Annotated in this window: 19 protein-coding genes; 8 read left to right on the top strand and 11 right to left on the bottom strand. The window is 68.5% G+C overall.

Annotated features, from left to right (window positions below; all coding sequences use genetic code 11):
* Window positions 1–46: 46 nt before the first annotated feature.
* Window positions 47–2461, bottom strand: coding sequence for a coiled-coil domain-containing protein (locus DFR74_RS37055; RefSeq protein ID WP_232331773.1), 2415 nt, complete (start codon window positions 2459–2461; stop codon window positions 47–49).
* 772 nt (window positions 2462–3233) lie between these two features.
* Between DFR74_RS37055 and DFR74_RS10735 the strand changes: the two genes are divergently transcribed.
* Together DFR74_RS10735 and DFR74_RS10730 are read left to right on the top strand one after the other, a co-directional pair.
* Window positions 3234–6410 carry a type I restriction endonuclease subunit R gene (locus tag DFR74_RS10735; protein WP_067510193.1) on the top strand — a complete coding sequence of 1059 codons (3177 nt, stop codon included), beginning with the start codon at window positions 3234–3236 and terminating at the stop codon, window positions 6408–6410.
* Between the two features lie 25 nt (window positions 6411–6435).
* Entirely contained in the window at window positions 6436–7986 is a 1551-nt protein-coding gene (locus DFR74_RS10730) for a serine/threonine-protein kinase (RefSeq protein WP_067510115.1), read from the top strand.
* A gap of 68 nt (window positions 7987–8054) precedes the next feature.
* On the opposite strand, the gene DFR74_RS10725 is transcribed toward DFR74_RS10730, so the two are convergent.
* Both DFR74_RS10725 and DFR74_RS35890 read right to left on the bottom strand, forming a co-directional pair.
* Window positions 8055–8471 (bottom strand): hypothetical protein, encoded by a 417-nt coding sequence (locus DFR74_RS10725; protein WP_067510113.1) that lies wholly within the window; start codon window positions 8469–8471, stop codon window positions 8055–8057.
* 241 nt (window positions 8472–8712) lie between these two features.
* On the bottom strand, window positions 8713–8988 hold the full coding sequence (locus DFR74_RS35890) for a ribbon-helix-helix domain-containing protein (RefSeq protein WP_067510111.1): 276 nt from the start codon (window positions 8986–8988) through the stop codon (window positions 8713–8715).
* A gap of 57 nt (window positions 8989–9045) precedes the next feature.
* Here DFR74_RS35890 and DFR74_RS10720 point away from each other — a divergent pair, with 57 nt between their 5' ends.
* Together DFR74_RS10720 and DFR74_RS10715 are read left to right on the top strand one after the other, a co-directional pair.
* Window positions 9046–9660, top strand: coding sequence for a TetR/AcrR family transcriptional regulator (locus DFR74_RS10720; protein WP_067510109.1), 615 nt, complete (start codon window positions 9046–9048; stop codon window positions 9658–9660).
* Window positions 9657–10559 (top strand): alpha/beta hydrolase, encoded by a 903-nt coding sequence (locus tag DFR74_RS10715; protein ID WP_067510107.1) that lies wholly within the window; start codon window positions 9657–9659, stop codon window positions 10557–10559. Before DFR74_RS10720 ends, DFR74_RS10715 begins: the two co-directional genes overlap by 4 nt.
* Here DFR74_RS10715 and DFR74_RS10710 read toward each other — a convergent pair.
* The 5 genes from DFR74_RS10710 to DFR74_RS10690 form a co-directional block, all read right to left on the bottom strand.
* The gene (locus DFR74_RS10710) at window positions 10550–10807 is read right to left on the bottom strand and encodes a Txe/YoeB family addiction module toxin (protein ID WP_067510105.1); all 258 of its coding nucleotides are present in this window, start codon (window positions 10805–10807) and stop codon (window positions 10550–10552) included. The genes DFR74_RS10715 and DFR74_RS10710 overlap by 10 nt on opposite strands.
* Window positions 10804–11055, bottom strand: coding sequence for a type II toxin-antitoxin system Phd/YefM family antitoxin (locus tag DFR74_RS10705; protein ID WP_067510191.1), 252 nt, complete (start codon window positions 11053–11055; stop codon window positions 10804–10806). The genes DFR74_RS10710 and DFR74_RS10705 overlap by 4 nt, the downstream gene beginning before the upstream one ends.
* Before the next feature lie 84 nt (window positions 11056–11139).
* Window positions 11140–12141, bottom strand: coding sequence for a ribosome small subunit-dependent GTPase A (gene rsgA, locus DFR74_RS10700; RefSeq protein ID WP_228789648.1), 1002 nt, complete (start codon window positions 12139–12141; stop codon window positions 11140–11142).
* Complete coding sequence (gene aroA, locus DFR74_RS10695; RefSeq protein WP_067510101.1) at window positions 12138–13442, bottom strand: 3-phosphoshikimate 1-carboxyvinyltransferase; 1305 nt, start codon at window positions 13440–13442, stop codon at window positions 12138–12140. The genes rsgA and aroA overlap by 4 nt, the downstream gene beginning before the upstream one ends.
* A 58-nt stretch (window positions 13443–13500) precedes the next feature.
* Window positions 13501–15000 carry an aldehyde dehydrogenase family protein gene (locus tag DFR74_RS10690; protein ID WP_067510099.1) on the bottom strand — a complete coding sequence of 500 codons (1500 nt, stop codon included), beginning with the start codon at window positions 14998–15000 and terminating at the stop codon, window positions 13501–13503.
* 180 nt (window positions 15001–15180) lie between these two features.
* On the opposite strand from DFR74_RS10690, the gene DFR74_RS10685 reads away from it, so the two are divergent.
* From DFR74_RS10685 to DFR74_RS10665, 4 genes are all read left to right on the top strand, one after another.
* Window positions 15181–15969, top strand: a complete 789-nt coding sequence (locus DFR74_RS10685) for an SOS response-associated peptidase (RefSeq protein WP_067510097.1) — start codon at window positions 15181–15183, stop codon at window positions 15967–15969.
* Window positions 15970–16295: 326 nt separating this feature from the next.
* On the top strand, window positions 16296–17021 hold the full coding sequence (locus tag DFR74_RS10680; protein WP_067510095.1) for a hypothetical protein: 726 nt from the start codon (window positions 16296–16298) through the stop codon (window positions 17019–17021).
* Between the two features lie 517 nt (window positions 17022–17538).
* On the top strand, window positions 17539–18795 hold the full coding sequence (gene entS, locus DFR74_RS10670) for an enterobactin transporter EntS (RefSeq protein WP_067510189.1): 1257 nt from the start codon (window positions 17539–17541) through the stop codon (window positions 18793–18795).
* Window positions 18796–19161: 366 nt separating this feature from the next.
* Complete coding sequence (locus DFR74_RS10665; protein WP_228789652.1) at window positions 19162–20085, top strand: AMP-binding protein; 924 nt, start codon at window positions 19162–19164, stop codon at window positions 20083–20085.
* A 139-nt stretch (window positions 20086–20224) separates the two neighbouring features.
* On the opposite strand, the gene DFR74_RS10660 is transcribed toward DFR74_RS10665, so the two are convergent.
* The 3 genes from DFR74_RS10660 to ybaK form a co-directional block, all read right to left on the bottom strand.
* Window positions 20225–22162 carry a sigma factor-like helix-turn-helix DNA-binding protein gene (locus DFR74_RS10660; protein WP_067510091.1) on the bottom strand — a complete coding sequence of 646 codons (1938 nt, stop codon included), beginning with the start codon at window positions 22160–22162 and terminating at the stop codon, window positions 20225–20227.
* 147 nt (window positions 22163–22309) lie between these two features.
* Complete coding sequence (locus DFR74_RS10655) at window positions 22310–22621, bottom strand: hypothetical protein (RefSeq protein ID WP_067510089.1); 312 nt, start codon at window positions 22619–22621, stop codon at window positions 22310–22312.
* A gap of 194 nt (window positions 22622–22815) precedes the next feature.
* Window positions 22816–23307 (bottom strand): Cys-tRNA(Pro) deacylase, encoded by a 492-nt coding sequence (ybaK, locus tag DFR74_RS10650; RefSeq protein ID WP_067510087.1) that lies wholly within the window; start codon window positions 23305–23307, stop codon window positions 22816–22818.
* Window positions 23308–23440 lie beyond the last annotated feature (133 nt).

The raw sequence follows: 23440 nt of genomic DNA, 5'->3' as shown, positions 1-23440 counted from the left end.
ATTCGATGCCGTTCCGTTCCGATGGTCTGCGAGTTCCTCGGACAAGCTACGCAGCTCGCGCATCTGGAGATCGAACCGGTCTCCGGTGTACTGGCCGGGCGCAACCAGCTTCGCTTCGGCTACCGCACGCGCACCCTGGTTGGAATCGTCGGCGTAGGTGCGGCCGAGGTCGGCACGCGCCGCGTCGACGCCCCGGCGCAGCCGCCTCATCCACACAGATCGCTCCGTTGCGAGGCGATCTTGCAGGTTGGGCTGGTGTGCGGCCACCAGCGCGGCTTCTTGGAGATCGCCACGAGAAATAGGTTTCGAACAACTCCTGGTATGTGAGAGGTGTACGCAGTTCAGTGATGATTTGGTTGCGGTTGTCAGGTGTGATGATAGGCAGGCCGCTAGCGTCGCGATCCGCGCACACGACCGGTAGCGATGCTTCGATCAGAACGGCCAGTTCGCTTGCAACACGGGCCGGGGATTCCGGTGAGACGATCCAGTCGGCCAGACGGGCCAGGGCAACTTCGCCCGGCCCGGTGTCGTCGACCGACGCGCGAGCCGCCTGCGCGGCTGCGACCAATTCGTGACGCACCTGCTGGGTGACGGCGGCGGGTGAATCCGCGGCAACCACCACGGCTGCGTTGAGGGCTTCGGTCGCGCATTCGGCCACCGACTCGATCATCTTGCGCAGCCGGTTGCGCGCATGGGACTCGATATGCCGACGCAACTGTTGTGGTGAGCTCACGGCCTGGTCCGCAGCCTTGATCACGTCGTCGGGTTGTTCCAGGCGGGCTAGCGCTTCGGTGAGTGCGAGTCTACGTTCGTCGGCCGGCCCGGTCCCGAGTATCGCTGCGAAGGCCGCTCCCAGCGGCTGCTGTGGACTCAGCAGGTACTTGCGGACCTTGTCGGCGCGAGCGAACTTGATGCGCTGGCCTTCGATCTCTGCGCGTAACCCACGGGCCCGCTCCGTAACGTCGTCGGTCGACAGTTCGCGCCTGTCACCGGAGTCCTGGAGATGCTGGTAGTTGCGATCGCTCGCCGCAATCGCGGCGTCGACCAAGGTTCTCCACGCGGTGTCCAGATTCGCTTGTCGAGCAATGCTTTCCAGTTCCGACCGCGGAATCCAGCCTGCGGCCAAACCGGCCCGCAACGTTGCGGCCAGCGCGGTTCGTGCCGCGTGCGAGGTCGCGAAGTCACGCCCACCGAGAAGTGTCGTCAACCCGATGAGCACCTCGGCCGGGTCGATGCTGCCGGTCGCGCAGTGGAACGCCGCGGCCGCGAAGCGGTAGGCCTGAATATCGGCGTCCGGTAAGCCGGCGGCCTGGGCCACCAGCCACGCGGCACCGAAATTCCGATCGAACAGGTGGCGAACCAGATCGTCCGCGCAGTTGTACGACGACTTCGCCGCCTCGGCATGTGCGTCGGTGTCGAGGGGGCCGGCCGTTTCGTGTGCTTCCGCATTTGCTTCTGTGGCTACTGCGGTGCTGGCAGCGATCCGGGGATGTGACTGCATCTCAGGCGAAGCGTCGTTGGTCGCGACCGGGATCAAGCGGTCGGTACTGTCCTCCTCGCCAGACGTCTCCACAGCGACTCCGACAGCCGTTCGGGAGCCAACGGGCTCGTCGTCCTGACCTGGCACGTCCGTTGGTCTGCCGGGTACACCGGATCGTGTTGTGCTACTCGGAGCACCGAATCCGCCTGTCAGATCGGGTGACGCACTGTCAGTGTCGCCGGTACGTCCAACCTCAGGTGCGTCGGTAGTGATCCTGCTGGTCTCATATTCGCTCTCGAGCTCCGCGATCTGCTGGTTCGCTTGCTCGTATGCAGACCGGAAACGCGCGTCTCCGATCAGCGGTTCGAGCGCGGTCGCAGTCGCACGCAGTTGCTCGAGTCGCTTGTCCCGTTCAGCAGCCTCGTGTTCGCGAGCCCGTGCGCGGTCTGCTTCCAACTCTTCGTCGGCGGCCAAGCGCTCGCGGACCTGTTCCATAGATGAGAACGACGCGTGCGCGGGAACTTCGGCTTCGCCGAGTTCCGCCCAGGCAGAGGCGATCTCGGTATTCCACGAGTCGAGGAGGTCAGTCGATTCGAGCACGGGCTTACCCGACCGCACGTCTTCGATGCAGAGTGTTAGCTGTTCGACTACCTGCGTAGCCCGGTTTTGTAGCCGGACTGTCAGATCTTCGACAACTTGCGACCGCACAGTCCGAGGGAGCGCCGGCTGGTCATCGTCAGTGTGCGTACCAGTCACGCTGTGCCCTGGCTCCTCGTCGAAATCGGGTGGATCGGCCCGCAACTCGGCCAGTAGAGTCGTGAACCGCTCCACGGTCATCGCATCGTGGCCGAGGGCCAGCAACGCCTGCACACCTACGGTACGTGGAACGATTTCCCCGTCCAGCTCCCGTCTTTTTATCTCGTGCGCGTAACGCTTTCCGAGATCCTGCAGCAGCGGATCGGATACCGCGGGCATGCTCATCCAGCGTCGGAATACGCGCGCGTCTACACGCTGCCCTTTGGGCTTGCTCGCAGCCTCCCGCACCGCTGCGCGTAGCCCCGGGCTGGACGACAACACCTCCTCGAGCTCCTCGTGGGTCAGTTGATGTAGGCACTGCCGTACCGATGAGCTGCGCACCCGTCGAATATGCCACAGCGACGGTGCGATGAACGCGGAGTCGGCCAAGGTTGGCCGGAACCCGTCGGTTGAAGGTTCATGACGAACTGCTTTGTGGCACTGGGGATGACAGTGGAAACTCGTTCCGAGATGGTCCTTGTCGCGCGACCGGTTCGCGGCAGCCGACGATCGACCAGATCCGTCGTACGAGGCTCGGAACGGGCGCGGGTTGGGTGTGAGCCCGGGCCACGCATTCGGTGGTATCTGGGGTAGTGCGCGCGCCGCCCGCCCCGCGAGCTGCCGACGCGAGATCGACACGAGGTAATCGCGCTGGTGAAGGTTGTCGGTTCGCCCGGATAGCATCTGATTATGCTCCCGATCCACTGTGGGCGCTCCATTGGACGCCGTCTGCGCCGAGTGTCGACTCGACGGTTGTGGGCGTGGTGACCGCGACTTGTTGCCGCGCTGGTCGACCGCGGAAGAACTCACGGCGAGGGTTCAGGTCGGCGGATGTGAACGCTCGGCGGTACTCGCGAACCGTGCCGATCAAGGCGCTGGCGAACACGCTGGTACCGCCGGGGTGGGAATGCTGTTCGAGATCGCGGATGAATCCGCTCGGCAACACAGAGGGGATCACATGAGCCCGGTGCATGATGAGCGCACGTTCGGCGACTCGATCGTCGCGGCGATGGTGGACAACGGCTGGCGCCGGGGGAATCCGCACGAGTACCGCGCCGACCTGGGGATGGATCTGGGGGAGTTGCTGGCGTTCCTCGGCGCTACCCAGCAGGAGGAGTGGGATGAGTTGGTCTCGTTCTACGGGGGCGACGCCACCGCCGCGCAGGCCGGGTTCGTGAGGGTGATCGAGCAGCAGATCGGGTCGCGGGGTGTTCTGGATGTACTGCGGAATGGGGTGAAGGATCGCGGCATCCGCATCAGATTGGCCTATTTCAAGCCGAATCTGGTTACCTCCGAGGCTGATTTGGCGCAGTATCGCGCCAACCGGCTGACAGTGGTGCAGGAATTGCCCTACGCGACCAAACAGGCTGATGCCAAACACCGTCTCGATCTCGCGTTGCTGCTCAACGGGATCCCCGTCGCCACCGCCGAGCTGAAGAACCCGCTCACCGGGCAGACGGTGGAGCATGCGAAGGAGCAGTACCGCACCGAGCGAGATCCGAGCGAGCTGATCTTCACCCGGCGGGTGATCGCGAACTTCGCGGTCGATCCGCACCTGGTGTTCGTCACGACGCAGTTGCGCGGCAAGAAGACGCGGTTCTTGCCGTTCAATACCGGATCGGAGGGACCGGGCAACCCGGGTGGCGCGGGCAACCCCGCACCGTCCGAGCCCGGTAAACATGCGACCGCCTACCTGTGGGAGCAGATCTGGCAGCCCGACAACTGGCTCGACATGCTGGAACGGTTCGTGCACACGCATGAGTCGAAGGGCCCCGGCGGGCGCGGCACCAGGACCACCATATTCCCCCGCTATCACCAGTGGGATGTCGTCAAGAAGCTCACCGCGCACGCCGCCACACACGGTCCGGGGCACAACTACCTGATCATGGCCTCCGCCGGCTCCGGGAAGTCGAACACCATCGGCTGGCTCGCGCACCGGCTCACCGACCTGCACACTCCCACCGATCCGGCGGCTCTCGATCCCGAAGCGCGCAAGGCGGGGTTGCCCACGGGTGCACCGGTTTTCGACAAGGTCATCATCATCACCGACCGGCGGAACCTGGACAGTCAGCTGCGTGAGACGGTCGGCAGTTTCGAACGGGTGCACGGCCTGGTGGTGAAGATCGACGACCGGGCGGGTGCGAAGTCCGGACAGTTGGCCCAGGCGCTCACCCAGGAGTCCGGGAAGATCATCACGGTCACGCTGCACACCTTCCCCGCCCTGCTGGACTTCTTGCGCCGCAACCCGACCGAACTGCGTGGCGGCCGTTTCGCCATCGTCGTCGACGAGGCACATTCCTCCCAGTCGGGTGACGCCGCCACCGCCGTCCGCGCCGCGTTGCGCGACCTCGGACTGGATGCCGATGACGACGACGAAGGCGCCACCGAACTGACGCTCGAACGGCGACTCGACCGCAAAGCCGCCGAACGCGCACGGGCCGCGAACCTTTCCTACTTCGCGTTCACCGCGACGCCGAAGGCAAAGACTCTCGAAGCGTTCGGCACTCTGGACGGCGACAAGTACAAGCCCTTCCACACGTATTCGATGCGCCAGGCCATCGACGAGGGCTTCATCGTCGACCCGTTGCGCAATTACGTCACCTACAAGACCTTCTACCGGCTGGTCAACGAGAATCCGTCGGATTTCGAAGTGCCGGAGTCGAAGGCGAAGACCCTGCTGGCGCGGTTCGCGTTCACGCATCCGTCGACGGTGGTGCAGCAGGCGCAGGTGATCGTCGAGCACTTCATCACCCACACCCGCCCGCGGCTCGGCGGCCGGGCGAAGGCCATGGTGGTCACCGACTCCCGAAAGAGCGCGGTCGCCATGGCCCGGGCCATCAAAAAGCATCTGGCGGACAACGGTTTCGACAAGCAGTACCCGGATGTCGGTGTGCTGGTGGCCTTCTCGGGCTCTCTCGACTACGAGGGCGAGGAGACCACCGAATCGAAGGAGAACGACGGGCTGCCGGAATCGCAGCTGCCCAAGGCCTTCGGCTACACCCGCGCCGACGATGTGGCGACCCGCTCCGGGGGCGCCGGGCAGCGCGAGTTCCGGATCCTGGTGGTTGCCGAGAAGTACCAGACCGGGTTCGACCAGCCGTTGCTCACCACGATGTACGTGAACAAGAAGCTCAACGGCATCGCGGCCGTGCAAACGCTCTCGCGGCTCAACCGAACCCACGAACTCAAGACCCAGGACGACCTCGTGGTGCTGGATTTCGCCAATGAGGGCGACCACATTCAGAAGCAGTTCAAGCCGTACTACGAACTCGCCGAGACATTGCCCACCGACCCGAATCTGCTCTATCTGGCCCAGAACAAGGTGATGGCGCCGCCGATTCTGATCGAATCGGAGATGCGCGCCTTCGTCGACGCGTACCTGCTCGCCGAGCAGCAGGCGGCCGGATCGCAGGCCGCATGGCAGAAGCTGCACGCCGAGCTCTACCGCCATCTCGCGCCCGCGGTGGACCGTTTCGCGGTCTTCCTGCACAGCGAGGAGGACTCCGATGTGGAACTGGCCGAACAGTTCCGCGCCGAGCTGCGCGACTATGTGCGCAAATGGTCGTTCCTGGCACAGATCATCCCGTATCACGACCGTGACCTGACGGTGCTGCACCTATACGGCAAACACCTGCTCTCCGTGCTGCCGCGGCGGGGGGACGGCGGTGTGGACATCGGCGAAGTGGACCTGAGCCACGTCCGGGTTCAGCAGATGGGTGAGTACGACCTCGGGCTCACCCCGGAAGGCCCGGCGGAACTTCGGGGATTCGGCGATACCTCGGCGACCACGTCCGAGCCGGAGAAATCACTGCTGTCCGAGCTCATCGAGCAGCTCAACGAGCGGTTCGGCACCGAGTTCGACGAGGGCGACGTCGCCAAGCCGTACGAGGAGGCGCTCGCCGACCCCGGCGTGCAGCTCGCCGCCGTCGCCAACCGCAGCGAAGACGAATTCCAGGGGAAGTTCATCGAGGTCTTCCAGGACAAGATGATGGAGCACTTCGACACCGTGGCCGACCTCGGTAACAAGTACTTCAGCCGTTCCGATCCCGCGTTCAAGGAGACGTTGAACCGGCACGCCAGTCGCGCCGCGTGGCGGATGATCAGAAGGCAGCACGGCCTCGACGGCGTGGCCTGAACAACAGGGGCAGGGGTGTCGCGGGATGCAGGTGCATCGGATCGGCGACCGCTACGAGTTGATCGAGAAGATCAGCTCGGGCGGTATGGGGTCGGTGTGGCGGGGGTACGACGCCGTGCTCGACCGGCAGGTCGCCGTGAAGACGATCCGGCTCGACCAGGTGGTCGACGGGTCGCAGGCGGCCGAGTTCGTCGAGCGGTTCCGGCGGGAGGCGCGGGTCACCGCCCGCATCCGCCACCACGGTGTCCCGCAGGTGTTCGACGCCGTCCTCGACGCGTCCTTCGAGAGCGTCTACCTGGTGATGGAACTCATCGACGGGGTCGCGCTCCAGAACTACATCGACCCGGTCCACCCGCTGCCGTTCACGTGGGTGGCGGCGGTAGCCGCGCAGATCGCGACGGTCTTGTCGCACGCGCACGCGCTGCCTGTGGTGCATCGCGACCTCAAGCCGTCCAATGTGCTGATCACCCGGGACGGTTCGGTGAAGGTCATCGACTTCGGCATCGCCGCGCTCCTCGATGACGAGCGCTCCCGGATCACCCGAACGGGGCAGCAGATCGGCACCTTTCGGTATATGGCACCCGAGCGGGTGCACGGTCAGCAGGGTACGCCGCTCAGTGACTTGTACGCGCTCGGGTGCGTCATGCATGAAATGATCACCGGCAACCCGCTTTTCGACGCCGCTTCGGAGTATCTGGTCCAGCGGCGACATGTCGAGGAGGAACCGATCCCGTTGCGGGAACTGGGTTTCGACGTGCCCGCCGAATTCGAGCGCCTGGTCCTCGACCTCGTCGGCAAGGACCCGAGTCACCGTCCCGCCGATGCCTACACCGTCTACGAACGGTTGCTGCCGTTTCTGCCTGCGCCCGGCGCGCCGGTCCCTCCCACCGAGCTGTACTTGCCCGGCTATCCGGACCCGACCCGGGTGTTCCGGCGTCCGAACGCACCACTCGAGATCGACCAGGTCGAGCCCACCCGATTCGGCCCGGCGCCGGCCGAGCCTACGGCACCGCTGTCCGCGCAACACCTCAGCACCGCCATCGCCGCCGCGGACGAGCGCTATTGGGAGTTGATGGAAGAGGGCCGCTTCGATCAGGCTGCCGACGTCCTGGCGGGTGTGCTGGCCAGCGCCGCCGAATCGAACGGGCCGGACAATGCGGGTGTGCTCGGCTTGCGCAAGCAGGTCGCGGTGGCATGGCAGCTGTCCGGAGCCGACCGCCGAGCGGTCCGTGAGTTCGATGCGCTGGCCGCGGCTTACCGGCGCGTCGAAGGACGGTTCAGCGCCGCGGCGCTGGCGTGCCGTGCGGCTGCGGCCCGGTCGCGCATGGCGCTGGGCGACGTGCCCGGCGGTCTGGCCGAGCTCGAGCAGGTGGTGGCCGACTTGTCGGCGGCAGGAGGGGACGGTACCGAACTCTCCCTGGATCTGCGTTTCGAGATCGGCGAACTCAAGCACCGGCTCGGGGATCGGGAAGGCGCTCGCGAGATGCTGCAAACCCTCCGAGACGATCTCGGTGTCCTGCGGGGGCCGGACGACACCCTCACCCGTGAGGTCGTGGCCTTGCTGAGCGAGCTCTGACCAGCTGATCACCGATACGAGGAAGGTGCCCCAGAAAGGAGGGCACCTTCCTCGCTGACCGGGATCGGTCAGATCTGGGCGGTCCAGTTGGCGGGTGGGAGGCCGTCGGCTCGGCGGAGGGTATCGGCTACGGATTCGAGGTAGAGGAGGGTGCGCATGGAGAGGCCGGTGACGACGCGGCCGAGGTGGCGCAGGGCGGGGTTGTCGAAATCGGCGACGACGTCCTGGTCGTGGGAGTGGGCCAGGACGGGGACGTGGGCGAAATAGCCGGGGTCCACGCCGAAGACCTGGGCCAGGGCCGATCTGGTCGGTGCGGGGACGGCGGTGATCTCGCCCTTGCGCAATCGGCGCACGTAGTCGGCGGAGACGCGATGGCCGACGGCGGTGAGCCACCCGGCCACGATCTCATCGGAGAGTGGACGCCCGTACCGTCGCTCCCACATCTCGAACGCCAGGGTCAACCGGGTTCCGAAATCCTTGTCCACAACTGCCTCGCCTTCTGGCTCCGATGCCGTTGACGAATCAATGAATCAGTCGTCACCCTAGACCCGATTACGCTCGCGGATTGCCCGATTCGCCCCGAATCCCGCCCAGTGCACGCCCCGAAGGGGGATTCCCCCAAACCTTCCACCCGGAAATTTATCGAATTCCGGTCCCGCGCCCCGCTTTTCGCAGGCAACCGCGCACCGTGAACCCTCCAAAATGTAGCACTCATTTCGGCGGTGCCTATGCGTCGCCGGCCTCGCTCGAACCGTCGGGAATGGGACATTGCTCCCTGCCGTTCTCTGCGAGTATCTCGTCCACTCGATGCGCCAACGTCGGGTCGCCGGTGGCGAATCGGCGTAGCCGCAGCGGCTCGTTGCGTCGTCGCACCCGCATGGCCGCCGAGTGGATCGCGTCCCGAATGATCTCGGCTTCGCTGACATCGGTCCGGGCGGCGGCATCCTTGATCACGGCGAGGTCCTCGGCCTCGGCGTAGACCGTTGTGCGTTCGAGGGGCACAAGTGCAGAAATATCAGGCGATCGACAGACCGACGGTCGGTCGGTAACCTGGCCCGTGTGCGGCAGGTGAAGAAACCCGAGGTGCGGAAGGCCGAGATCGTGGAGACGGCCACGGGGTTGTTCGCGGAGGAGGGGTTCGAGCGGACGACGGTGGGGGCGATCATCGGGCGGATGGGGGTGGCGAAGGGGTGCTTCTATCACCACTTCGCGTCCAAGGCCGAGGTGTTCGAGGCGTGCGTGGAGGCGTTGGCCGAGCGGTTGCTGGGTGAGTACGTGGCGATCCTGGGTGACGAAACGCGTTCGCCGAGGCGGCGGCTGGTGGACTACGTCGACCACAACTACGCGCTGGCGGCGCGGCCGAGCGGGGCGGAGCTCGCGGCGGATCTGCATTCCGGCGGGTTCGCCGACGTGCATCACCGCGTCACGGAATCGGTTGCCGCGCGGCTTCTCCCGGTGTTCGCCGCGCTCATAGCGCAAGGTGTGGAAGCGGGCGAATTCGACGTCGAGGACGCGGAGTTCACGGCTGCGGCAATGCTGGGCGCTCTGACCGGACTGCACGAAACCTACGCCGCGCGAAAAGATTTCGAGCTGTCGCGGCATCGCGAGCACCTGCTCGCCGTGCTCGCGCGGATGCTCGCCGATCCGCAGATCCGAGAAACGGAGCCCCGATGAGAGTCGAACCGATCGAATTCACCGTCGCCGATACCGAATTGGCGGGATTCGTGTACCTGCCGGAGGGGGCGGGGCCGCACCCGTGTGTGGTCCTGTGCACCGGCTACGGCGGTACCCAGGACACCCCGTCCCTGGAGGCGGCCGCGGCGGCGTTCGCGACCGCCGGCTATGTGGCGCTCACCTTCGACTACCGCAATTTCGGCCGCAGCGGCGGCGAGCCGCGCCAGCTCGTGGACATCGCGGGCCAGCCGCTCGACATCGAGGCCGCGATCGCCGCCGCACGAGCGCGCCCCGACGTGGACGAGTCCCGCATCGCGCTGTGGGGCACCTCCCTCGGCGGCGGACACGTCGTCACCGTGGCGGCGGCTGACCCGGCCATCGCCGCCGTGGTCGCGCAGGTGCCGTACAACGGTTTTCCGAAGCGGGTCGAGGGACGGTCGCGGTGGGCGACGCTGAAGGTGCTCGCGGCGATCCTGCGCGACCGCTGGCGCGGGATGCTCGGCCGCCCGCCGTACTACATCCCCGCCGTCGGCGCTACCAACGAGGTCGCCGTCATGACCGGCCCGCAGGCGCAGGCCGCGGTCGCGGAACTCGACAGCGCCACTTGGCGCAACGAGGTCGCCCCGCGCTCGCTGCTCGCCATGGCCCGCTACAAACCCGGCGAGCACGCCCCGAACCTGCGCATGCCGATCCTGGTGTGCGTCGGCGAATTCGACAAGGAGACAGCGGCTTCCGACAGCAGGCAGCTGGCCGACCTGGCCCCGCACGGCCGCGTGATCAACTACTCGTTCTCCCACTTCGACATCTACCGCCCCGAGAACCGGACCAAGGTTCTCGCCGACCAGATCGAATTCCTCGACGCCATCCTGCGTCCGGAGAACCGGCCGGCTCAGCTGTAGTGGTAACGGCAGGCCGCGATGCGGATCTCGTCACCGACGATCTTGTAGACGAGCCGATGCTCGTCGGTGACGCGCCGCGACCAGTAGCCATGGAACCCGTGCTTCAGTGGCTCCGGCTTGCCGATTCCCTCGTTGCCATTGCGATCGATGTCCGCGAGCAACTGGTTGACCCGTTTGAGGACCTTCCGGTCCTGAGTCTGCCACCACAGGTAGTCGGACCAGGCGTTCTCGTCCCAGACAAGCTTCATTCGATCGGCTCACGGATGGTGCCGCCACCCTCTTCCAACCGCTCGATCGCGGATAGCAGCCGGCGCGCGTTGGCCGGGCTGCGCAGCAGGTAGGCGGTCTCTTTGAGGGATTCGTAATCGTCGAGAGACACCATGACCACCGGCTCGTGTCCAGCGCGCGTAATCACTACTTCCTCCCGATCATTGACGACACTGTCGAGGACCTCTGCGTAGCGCGCCCGCGATTCGGAGTAGGACATCGTGCGCATCATGACCACCACCATTTCAGCTGACGTACAAGAAATTGTACATTCGATTCGGCGGTGACGACAACTGTGCGTGGCTAGCGCCTCTCACCACGGATCATTCGAATTCAACGCCACCAGCAGCAACCGGATGGCGGCGACGCGGCGTTGCTTGCCGGGCAGGGAATCCAGGGCGCATTCGGGGTCGGTGGGTGGGCCGAGGTGGGTGCAGCCGCGGGGGCAGTCCTCGATCGCTTCGGAGAGGTCGCTGAAGGCGTGGATGACGTCGTCGGGGGTGATGTGGGCCAGGCCGAAGGAGCGGACGCCGGGGGTGTCGATCACCCACCCGCCGTCGGGGAGGGGCAGGGCGACCGACTGGGTGGAGGTGTGCTTGCCCTTGCCGACCCCCGACACCTCACCGACGGCCCGATCCGCGTCGGGCACAAGGCGATTCACCAACGTGGACTTGCCGACGCCGGAGTGCCCGATGAACGCGGTGAGCCGGTCGGTGAGGAGTTCGAGCACGGGTTCGAGCGGGTCGTCGATACCGCCGTAGACGATGGTGAGATCCAGATCGTCGAAGGCGGAGGCGAATTCGGAATCGGCGGCCAAGTCGTGCTTGGTGAGGCACAGCACCGGCCGCAACCCGCCGACGAACGCGGCGACCATGCAGCGCTCCACGAAACCGGTGCGCGGCGGCGGATCGGCCAGTGCCACCACGATGAACAGCTGCTCGGCGTTGCCCACCACGATGCGTTCGAACGGATCGGTGTCATCGGCGGTGCGGCGCAACACCGTTCGCCGCTCACCCACGCGCACGATCCGCGCCAGCGTGTCGGGCCGGCCGGACAGGTCGCCCACCACTTCCACCTGGTCGCCCACCACGATCGGCGTGCGTCCCAGTTCCCGCGCGCGCATGGCCACGATGCGCCGCTCCGGATCGCCGTCGAGCACGCACCCCCAGCGCCCGCGATCCACCGACACCACCATTGCCGGTTCGGCGTCGTTGTGCTGCGGGCGATTCTTGGTGCGCGGACGGGAACTGCGGCCCGGACGAACCCGCACATCGGATTCGTCGTACCCCGCGGCGGAGCGGCGCGGGCGGCTCAGCGTGCCGCTCCCTCGCCGGCCGAGGCCAGCATCTGCTCCCACAGGAGGGTGAAGGCGGGCAGCGTCTTGGCGGTCGTGCCGATGTCCTCGATCTCCACACCGGGCACCCGCAGGCCGAGAATCGCTCCGGCGGTGGCCATCCGGTGGTCGGCGTAGGAGTGCCACTGGCCGCCGTGGAGGGTGGCCGGAACGATCTCGAGGCCGTCCTCGGTCTCGGTGACCTTGCCGCCGAGCCGGTTGATCTCGGTGGACAGCGCCGCCAGCCGGTCGGTCTCGTGCCCGCGCAGGTGCGCGATGCCGCGCAGCCAGGACGGCGAATCCGCCAGTGCGGCAAGGGCGGCCACGGTCGGGGTCAGCTCGCCGACGTCGTGCAGGTCGATGTCGATGCCCGCCAGCCGCTCCGGCCCGCGCACCGTGAGCACCCCGTCGAAGACCCGCGCCTCGGCGCCCATGCGCACCAGGATCTCGCGGATCACGTCGCCGGGCTGGGTGGTCAGGCGCGGCCAGTGCGGGATCCGCACCTCGCCGCCGGTCACCGCGGCCGCCGCGAGGAAGGGCGTGGCGTTGGACAGGTCGGGCTCCACGTCCCAGTCCACCGCGCTGATCGGGCCGGGCGCGACGGTCCAGGTCTGCGCCTTGCGGCTGTCGGCGGGCGCCTGCACGGCCACATCGGCGCGGCGCAGCATCTCCACCGTCATCTCGATGTGCGGCATCGAAGGCAGCGCCTTGCCGTCGTGGTGCACGGTGAGCCCCTCGTCGAAGCGGGCCGCCGAGAGCAGCAGGCCCGAGACGAACTGCGAGGAACCCGACGCGTCGATGGTCACCGCACCGCCGCGCAGCGAGCCCGCGCCGTGCACGGTGAACGGCAGCGCGTCGCCGTCGATGCGCGCGCCGAGCCCGCGCAGCGCGTCGAGGATGGTGCTCAGCGGGCGCACCCGCGCCTGCGCGTCGCCGTCGAAGGCCACGTCGCCGCCCGCGAGCGTGGCGACCGGCGGCAGGAAACGCATCACGGTGCCCGCGAGCCCGCAGTCGACGGATGCGCCGCCCAGCGGCGCGGGGGTGATGGTCAGCGTGTCGCCGTCACCGTCGATGCCGGTGCCGAGCGCGCGCAGCGCGGCGATCATCAGATCCGTGTCGCGGCTGCGCAGCGCGCCGGTGAGGGTGGACGGCCCGTCGGCGAGGGCGGCCAGGATCAACGCGCGATTGGTGATCGATTTGGAACCGGGCAGGGTGACGGTCGCGTGTACGGGGACATCGACGTGGGGCGCTGGCCAGAAAGTCACCCGTCCATCTTGACCCATCGCCGTCCGGGACACACGGGCGGTCGCGGATCCGTTACCGCGACCGCCCGCGGCCGGCCTACTTGTGGCGCCCGTGCAGCAGGGGCGTGATCTTGCGCAGCAGCTTCATGGTCGAATCGGTGCGCGCGTAGCTCAGCAGCGCCATACCGGGAATGGCGAAGCGCTGCACCGCGATGGAATGCGGACGGGTGAACTCGCGCAGGCCCGGCTCACCGTGGATGCGGCCGATGCCGGAATCGCCGACGCCGCCGAACGGCAGGCCGGGGATGGCGGCGAAGGCGAGCACCGAGTTCACCGACGTCGCGCCGACGCGCAGCCGCCGGGCGATATCGAGGCCGTTGCGCTTCGAGTACACCGCCGAGGACAGTCCGTAGCGGGAATTGTTGGCCAGATCGACCGCCTCATCCACGCTGTCGACGGTCCTGATGGTGATCGTGGGACCGAAGGTCTCCTCCTGCACCGCCTCGGAGTTCTCGTCCACATCGACCAGGACGACCGGTTCGATGAACGGGCCCTTGACCGACTCCGGTCCGCCGAGCACGGCGGTGCCGCCGTTGCTCAGCGCGCTCTCGATGTGGCGGCGCACGATGTCGACCTGCTTGGGCATGGTCATGGGTCCGTAGGCGGCCTTGTCGCCCGAACCGGGCTTGACGTCGGTGAGGATGCGCTTGACCTCGGCGACGAACTCGTCGCGTACCGATCGGTCTACGTAGACGCGCTCCACGCCCGCGCAGGTCTGGCCGCTGTTGGAGGTGGCGCCCCAGGCGACCGCGTCGGCGGCCGCCTTCACATCGGCGTCGGCCGCGACGATCACCGCGTCCTTGCCGCCGCCTTCGAGCAACACCGGGGTGAGGTTCTCGGCGGCCGCGGCCATGATTCGCTTCGCGGTGGCGGTGGAGCCGGTGAACGCGATCTTGTCGATGTCGGCCTTGACCAGGGCCGCGCCGGTCGCGCCGAAGCCGTTGATCGTCGCGAAGACGCCCGCGGGCAGTTCCGGATTGGCCTTGGCGAAGGCGTCGGCCAGGTAGTTGCCGATGGTGGTGGAGTACTCGCTCGGCTTGAACACCACGGTGTTGCCCGCGGCCAGCGCGTAGGCGATGGAACCGTTCGGGGTGTAGACGGGGTAGTTCCACGGGCCGATGACGCCGATGACGCCGAGGGGGCGCTGCTCGAGGCGGGCGGAGAAGTTCGACATCAGCGCGCCAGGCGAGACGCGCTTGGGCGAGAGGTACTTCTTGGCGTTCTTGGCCGCCCAGGAGACGTGCTCGACGGCGAGCATGAGCTCGAGGTAGGCGTCGTCGAGCGGCTTGCCGTTCTCCCGGTGGATGAGCGCGGTGAACTCGTCCGCGTTGTTGATCAGGTAGCTGGCCCAGCGCAGCAAATGGTGACGGCGTTCGTCGTAGGTGAGTGCGCCCCAGGTCGTGGCGGCGGCGCGGGCGGTGGCGACGGCGGCGCGCACGGCCTGCTCGTCGGCGATCGGATGGGTGGCGATGACCTCGCCCGTGGCGGGATTCACCGACTCGAGCGACGTGTCGGGGGTGGTCTCGATGGTAGTCACGGGTGGTGCTCTCCTCTGCCTCGGTGCGATCGGCCGGTCGGTGCGCGTGCCGGTGCGGACGGGGGTGTGACGCTCATCCCATCCGTTGAGAGAATGTTATTCCACAACTCTCAACTGGTCACCACCCCTGCCCTTCCCATTGTCCGCGCGATGTCGGCCCCGGGTGGGAGGATCGGTGACATGTGCGGACGATACGCGACGACGACCAACCCGGGAAGGCTCGCGGCCGACCTCGACGCGATCGACGAGACCGGCGAAAACGATTCCCGCGGTGACGGATTCACGAACTACAACGTGGCCCCGACGACCCAGGTGCTCACCGTCGTCGCCCGCCACGACCGCGACCACCCAGACGACGATCCGCGCCTGCGCGTGCGGCGGATGCGGTGGGGCCTGATCCCGGTGTGGACCAAGGCGGCCGAGCCGGGCGTGCCGGTGAAGGGCAAGCCGCTGTTCAACGCGCGCGCCGACAAGGCGGCCACCACGGCGTCGTTCCGCGACGCGGTGAAGTACCGGCGCTGCCTGGTGCCGATGGACGGCTGGTACGAGTGGCTGGTCGAGCCCGACCCGATCGGCGGCGCGAAGGGCAAGGCGGTCAAGCGCCCCTATTACATGGCCGATGCCGACGGTTCCCGCCTGTACATGGCGGGCCTGTGGTCGGTGTGGCGGGACCGGTCGGTGGCCGATAGTGAACCGCTGCTGTCCTGCACGATCCTCACCACCGACGCGGTGGGCGAGTTGACCCGCATCCACGACCGGATGCCGCTGCCGATGCCCCGCGAGCACTGGGACGCCTGGCTGGACCCGGATCACCCCGCGCCCGCGAGCCTGCTCGAGACGCCGTCGGAGGAGGTGGTCGCGAGCATCGTGGCGCGGCCGGTGTCGACGCTGGTCAACAGCGTGCGCAACAACGGGCCGGAGTTGCTGGCGCCGGTGGACGGCGCACCGGAGGCCGCCGAGTCGCGCTGACGCCCCGGGCCACGTCCGTCGCTCTCGCACACAACACGCACGTCCGACGTGCGGGGCTGTGCGGTGCCGTCGTGTGCCGGATCGCCCGTCGGCGACGCCGGCGCGGGTGCTCTCGTGTCCCGGTCGCACTTGATGAATCGCAACCTCTTGTGCGGTTATGAAGGATAGGCTAACTTTGCTCGGGTTCCGCTGAGCGGGATTCGCCGAGCCCGAGACCGGCACCGTCCGGTGCTGGGACTCCGCTGCGGATCGGCCGGGCGGGACATTCCCGACGGATCGCAGGCGGCTGTGACGCCGTCTGCGATCGAAGAGGCAAAGGAAGCAGCATGAAGATGAGGAACACGGCGGTCGCCGCGATGGTGGCGATCGCCGCGGTAGGGATCGCCGGGGGCACCGCCAACGCGTTGCCCGCACCGGTCGCTCCGCCCGGCGGCATCGCGACCCCGATCATCCCGGGCGTGGTGAACTACACCGCGACCAACGACGGCACCTCGGCGATCATCACCACCGACGTGGGCGCGCTCACCGTCGTGGGCGGGCAGTTCCAGATCACGGATGCCGAAGGCAGGCTGGTGGGCGGCGTGCCGCTCGAGGTGACCGTCGACGAGATCGCCTACCCGGTGAAGGCCGAGATCACCGGCAACACCGCCAAGCTCACCCCGACCACCGAGGGCGCCTACTTCCGCCCCGCACTGTCGGCCGCCAAGGAGATCAGCGAGCAGACGGCGGCGCAGCGCGAGCAGGCGGCCTGGCAGAAGCTGGGTAGCCGCCTGTCGGTCGGTGCCGCCGTCGGCGCGCTGGTCGGCGCGGTGGGCGCATCCGCGGTCGGCTGTGTGGCCGGCGGCGTGCTCGGTGGGGCGCTGACCGCTCCGGTCGCCCTGCTGCTGGGCGGCGGACCGATCGCGGGCTGCATCGCCGGTGCCGTGATGCTGGCTCCCGTGGGCACCATCGCCGGCGCGCTGCTCGTCGGCGTCCCGGTCGCCATCGCGGGTGCGATCGAGTACTTCAGCACCGTCACGGCGCCGTTGCCGCCCGCCGCTCCGGCCAAGTAGCCACGGCGCCGAGCGGTTCGATCGGCGGGTCCGGGCTCCGGACCCGCCGATGTCCGTCGCAGGGTCTTCCGGTGGGGCCGATCGGACGGCGCGATTGCCTCGGGTAAGGCGGTGCTCGCGGGTTCGCGGCCGGTCGGGCTGCCTCGCCGCACCGGGCCGGCGGCGTCGGGCATCCCGATCGGCCGGCCTGTCGAGTCAATCGCCGATGCGGGTATGCGGACGGCGGCGGGGCCCGGGAACAGGGTGGCGGCGACGGGTTTCATCTCACCGAGTTCGTACCGAACGTTCTCGCCGGCACCGGCCGAAGCGCTTCTCGCCGGCCGTCACATCGTCGAATCATGCAGTGGGAGAAACGAAATGCTTCGCACGCTCGTCCGCGGCACGTGGCACACGGCCATCGTCGCGCAAGCTGATCCGCGCGGTGCCGGGTCGACGGTCATCGATGCGGACCCGAAGGGGCCGCATGCCGGACCGCACCGGATCCGGCGCGGTCCGGCCGGTTCGGCACGCTCGGCGCATGACGCGAATGTCGCCGCGTAGGATCGCCATCGATCTGGACCCCCTGCGCAGCAGTCGTGAGTTCCGGACCTTGTTCATCGCCCGGGCCATCTCGGTGCTCGGGATCGGGTTCCTCATGGTGGCGCTGCCGATTCAGGTCTACCAGCTCACCGGCTCCACCGCGCGTATCGCGATGGTGACGGTGGTGGCAGGCGCCGCCACCTTCGGCGGCACGCTGATCGGGGGTGCGCTCGCCGACCGGGTCGATCGGCGCACTGTGATCGTGGTCGCGCGCGGGGCGGCGACGCTGGGATTCGCTTTGCTCGCCGTGAACGCCATGCTGCCCTCGCCGCAAGTGTGGTTGATCCTCGCCTGCGGGGTGATCGACGGTGCGGCGGGTGGGATTTCGGCCACCGCGCTGGTCGCGGCGATGCCGGGGCTCGTCCCGCGCGACAAGATGGCGGCGGCCGGCGCGTTGATGGCGCTGACCGTCGACCTGGGCACCATGGTCGGGCCCGCGTTGGGTGGCCTGCTCATCGCGTGGGCGGGTGTGGCCGCGAACTACTGGCTGGCAGCCGTCGCGAGCCTGGTCACGACCGTGCTGATCGCGCGCCTGGACGCCATGCCACCGCACCGGGCGTACGCTGAATCATCGGTGCGCGCCATGGTTTCCGGATTCCGGTTCGCGTTCGGGCATCGCATCATCGGCAGCACGCTGCTCGCCGGCGTGGTAACGATGGTGCTCGCCGGATGGAGCGTGCTCATTCCCGCCTATGTCGGCGAGGTGCTGCACGGTGGATCGGCCGTCGCCGGATTGCTTTTCGCCGCACCGGCTATCGGCGCGGTGGCCGGGTCGCTGACCTCTGGCTGGACCGGTGGGTTGCGACGCGGGGGCATCGTGATCTTCGGGGCGGCCCTGGTTTCGGCGGCGGGTTTGGCAGGCGCCGGGATGGTTGGGACGACCGTGTGCGCGTTTGTCGGGCTGTTCGCTTATGGAGTGGGCCGCGTGGTCGGCGATATCGCGAAATTCGCTGTGGTGCAGCAGAATACGCCTGACGAGTTCCGTGGGCGCGTGTCTGGAGTATGGACCGCGCAGGTGACCGTCGCTGCGGCGGTCGGCGCGGTGGTGGCAGGCGTAGTTTCGGAACTGGTTCCGGCGCGCGAGGTGTTCCTGGTGTACGGGGCGCTGGGGGGTGTGCTCACGCTCGTGCTGTGGGGTGCGCTCGGTCCGCTGCGTCAGTTGGGCAGTGAGGAAAATGTCTCGGCCGAAAGGTGATTCGGTGGGGTTGACGGGCGGCCGCGGGCTCCTCCGGGTGGCCTGCCCCTCCGAGCCATGCCTCGGAGGGGCGAGAGCTATGGTGCCGTCTGAAGCGGGGGAGACATACGCTCGCCCCGTGGTCATCGACACCTGGCGCAAGTGAGCCATGGCCGGGCGGACGAACCGACTCGGCGCGGAATGACTTGATGGTTACGCCGATAGGCGCGGACACCGCTTCGCTGTGGGCCGGATGCCGCAGGCCGGCGTTGGTGTGAGCTGCTGCACAGTCCTTTAGCGAACTTAGGTTTGCCTTCCCTATATGGCAGGATATTCGCATCGCGGGGATCGGGTAGAGGTTGTGGCGGGAGGTGTGTCGTGCCGGTGATGTGTGTGGCCCACGCGATGGAGGCCGCGACGGCGTCCTTCGCCGATCGTCTCGCGGTGGTCGACGGTGACTGCATGCACGATTACGCGTCGCTGTGGGAGGCGGTGCAGCTGTTCGCCGCCGAACTCGCGGAGGCGGGTGTGTTCCCGGGGCAGCGGGCCGCCGTGTATGTAGGCTCGGGTTTCGAGGCTCTGCTCGCCCTGCTGTCCGTCGAATACCTCGGCGCCACCGCGATGCCCCTCGACATTTACGACTCGCCGGAGGACACCGAGCGCGCCCTCGCGCAAGCGGGGGCCGACCACATCATCGGGCACATCGGCGACGGCCACTTGGTCGAAGAACTGGTCGGCGACATCAGCGCGACCGGCGTGTCCGTGCTCGCGGTGGCGGGTGATTACACGCTCGTGCGGCGTCGGCGGGCGAGCGCGCGTCCCGGCGGCCGAGGCGGATTCGTCTTCGGACTCTCCGGTGGCGTCGGCGCGATCACCGTGGACGGTGCCGCGCTGACCGCGGCTGCCGAGGAACTGGGCGCCGCCGTGTCCATCACGGCCGACGACGTGGTCGCCGTCTCGGGGACACTGACCGGACGCGCGGTCGTAACCGTGGTGCTGGCGGCCCTATCGCGCGGCGCTTGTCTCTCGCTGCGGGGGCACCGCGGGCCCGTCGCGGCCCGGGTGGATCGCCAGTTGCGCGAGGACGCCGTCTCGGTCCTGGTCTGTTCCCTGGCCGACCTTGTCGAACTGCGCGCTGCGGGCGTGCGCGCACCCGGCCTGCGGGTGCTGGCGCTGCCTCGCGGTCGTGCCGCCGACTTCGATCTCGTGCGCTGCCGCGCCCTCCTCGGCCTCGGCGGCGGGCGCGGGCGGTTCGGCAAGTCGGCCGACCGCACCGCTGCCGCGCCTTGCGCATGCCGCGGGCGTGACTGAGCGCCCGCGGATTCGGCGCGTGGCGCAGAAGTGTTGCTCCGAGGCGCCCCCGCCGACGCCCGAGTCCGTCGGCGGCCGCACCGTGTGGCCGGGAGGCGGCAGGATTCGCGTGCCGCGACGGCGCGTGCGCACCGCCGGCTCAGCGGGCGCTGGTGAGGATCTCGGCGAGTTCGTCCTCCTTGCGCCCGCGCAACGCGGCCGCGATCGCGGCCTGATCCGACGTGGACGGCAGCCACAGCGATTCCGCGAGCGCCGCCAGCGCCGCGGGCTCGGACAGGCCCGCGGCGTTCGCGTGGCCGGTCGCCGCGAGCGCCCGGTGCGCGGGGCTGCCCGAATCGGGGACCGGCTGCGCGGGAAGCACGTCGAACTGCGGCCGGTCCGTGGCGTCGGGGACGAACTCCAGGAAGATGTCGTCGCCCGGGACCAGCCCGAGATCGTCCAGGAAGCGTTTGATCGTGCCCGACCGCGCCTGCACCGCCACCCACAGGATGGACTGCGGGCCCAGCCTGCTGGTGAGCTCCACCGAGCGATCGGGGCCGGCGCCGACCAGTCCGGCCAGCGCCGTCGGCAGGTTGAACGCCGAACCCTTCGCGTGCGGCGCGGCCACCGTGGTGCGCCAGCGCAGCACCTCACCCTCGCGGTACAGGTGGCGCGTCTTGGTGGGGGACTTGCGCGGCTTGTAGGTCTGCTTGCGGCGGGTGACCACGCCGTCGACCGTCGTGTAACCGCCCGACGCGGCGTAGGTGCGGACGCTGAACTCCTTCACCCCGAACTCGGTGGTGAGCCGCTCGACCAGTTCGTCCACCGGGATGCTGCCGCCGCGCGCGTCCAGGATCTCGCCGATCTGCCGGTGGATCGGCACGTAGCGTGACGTGCCCCAGCGGGCCAGGCCCCAGCGCGCGCGATCGGTCTTGACGAACCGCTCGTCGGAGACCATCGCGTTGCGCACACTCGACAGCGACCGCGCCGGCACCACGGCCGCGTGAATCTCGTTGAGCGTCATGGGTTCCCCGGCCAGCGCCAGGATCGCGGCGACGCTGTCGTGCACCGAACCCGAGCGGGTGAGCACGTGGCCGTCCGCGATCCGGTAGCCCGAATACGCCAGCCACGTGGCGGTTTCGGCCTCCGGGATGCCCAGGTGCGCGGCGATCTCGGTGAGCGCGACCAGGCCCTCGTCGCCCGCCAGCTGGGCCAGCGCGGCCTTGACCCGCGAGCGCGCGGCATCGATGGTCTCGGCGACCACCCAGCCGTCCACCGCGTCGACGCGCTGATCCAGCCGCGTCAGCACGAACCACAGCGGCACGCCCGCCGACGGCGCCACGGCGCCGAGTTCCGGTGTGGCCGCGGTCAATCGGTCCAGCGCGGCGACCGGTTGCGCGGCGGCGGCCAGCGCGTCGGCCGCGGCGCGCAGCGGCGCGGAGGAGTGGAACGCCGCGTGCACCCGCTCGCGCAGCCGGTTGTCCAGCTGGTTCACCCGCTCCCGTGAAATACCCAGCGCCGCACCGCATTCCGCGAGCGTCACGCGCCGGTCGCCGAGGATGCGCGCGGTGAGCAGGAAGCGATCGCGCTCGCCGAGGGGTGCGACGAACCGCTCGACCTCGTCGACCGCGGCCGAGGTGGCCGTGTCGGCGGAGACGCTGCGCCGCACCAGCGCGGTGACGACCTCGGCGACGACCGCCGCGCCGACCCGCCGCAATCCGGCCAGCCCGTCCACCGTCAGCGCGCCGAGCGCGCCCGAATCGGTGACACCGGCGGCGGTGAGCGTCGCGGCGGTGCGCTCGCGCAGGCCCAGCCACGACAGGTCCGCGTCGTCGGTGGGGAAGGCGAACGGGAACGCCTCGGCCAGCGCCAGCCCACGGTGGTGCTCGGTGAAGACGGTGGCCAGCCGCCGGCAGATCTCGGCCAGATGCTCGTCGGAGGCCGAGTCACCCGGCGCCGTCGACATCCAGGCGTTCGCCATGAGTTCGCCCTCGCCGAGCAGCGGGGGACCCTGGCGGTGCGCACCGAGCCAGGGCAGGACGTCCAGCCAGGACCGCCGCGCGATATCGCCGACGGGAGACGGGGAAAGCCCGCTCACCTATCACTCCTACAACCAGTGCTGTGCTGACATTCACAAAGTATAGGCTTGACTGAGTCCGGGGGACGTTACCGGCGAAAACGGTGTATTAACGCACGAACCGGGCTGATCGGTCATAACGATCGGCCCGGTTCGTGCGCGAGGATTTCACATTTTGCATTTCACAGCGGGTGTCGCGATATTCAACCCGCACTTGATGACGTCGGTGAACAGATCGATCACTTTCGTGGTCACCCCGCCGCCCAGTTTCTCGGCCTTCTCCGCCTTCTCGTCCTGTTCCTGCCGCTCGGGGGACACCGACGGCGTGTCACCGGAGAGCCCCGCGAAGGGGTCGCTCTGCGCGGGACCCGGCGCGGCGGTGGCGGCGGGCAGCACGGGTGTCGCCAGGCCGAGCACGATCGCGGCGAAAAGAGCGGCGACCGCACCGCGCCGCCGGGGGAAGAACCGCTGACGAGACATCACGCATCACATCCTCTGGGTCGGGCCGATCGGACCTTGCACTCGAGAACATGAGCCCGCGGGCTCGGAAACGCACAGACCAGTAACGCACACCGCGCCCGGCCGCGGGCGAAAGTCCCGCACCTGCGGACGTGTCGCGCGCACCGGGGGTCCTGCGTGGTGACGCTGCGCTACTTCCTCCGGGCCTGACCCGGTCAGGCGGTGATCGGCGCCGTCACCGCGTCGGCGACCCGGATCAGGTCCGCGGGCGCCACCTCGATCTCCAGTCCGCGCCGCCCCGCGCTGCACAGGATCCGGTCCCAGCGCAGCGCCGAGGCGTCCACCACCGTCGGCAGTTTCTTGCGCTGCCCCAGCGGGGAGATGCCGCCCAGCACGTAGCCGGTGGCGCGTTCGGCCTTCGTCTTGTCGGCCATCCCCGCCTTCGGCGCGCCGAGGGCCGCGGCCGCCGCCTTCAGCGACAGCGTCTCCGGCACCGGCAGTATCGCGACGGCCAGCGCGCCCGTGGACAATTCGACGACCAGGGTCTTGAAGATCTGCGCCGCCTCGACACCGAGTCCGGCGGCGAGCGCGGACACCGCCTCGGCGCCGAACGACTCGGCGCGCGGATCGTGGACGTAGGAATGCACGCGATGCGCGATCTTCGCGGCGCTCAGCGTGCGGACAGCGGGGGTGGACGCGCCTGCCATGCGCGCCACTGTAATCGTGCCCGGCAGCCTTCCCGCAACCGGATTTCCCACCACTCGGGAACACACCGCCCGCGGGACATGTTGCACGCGATACCGGTGGGCGGGACGCTCGGTCACCACACCGGGCCCATCG

Origin of the sequence: Nocardia puris (genome assembly GCF_003315035.1) — a bacterium.
Classification (GTDB): domain Bacteria; phylum Actinomycetota; class Actinomycetes; order Mycobacteriales; family Mycobacteriaceae; genus Nocardia; species Nocardia puris.
Note: the sequence above shows the minus strand (reverse complement) of the source record. Positions and strands in the feature narration are given on the sequence as shown.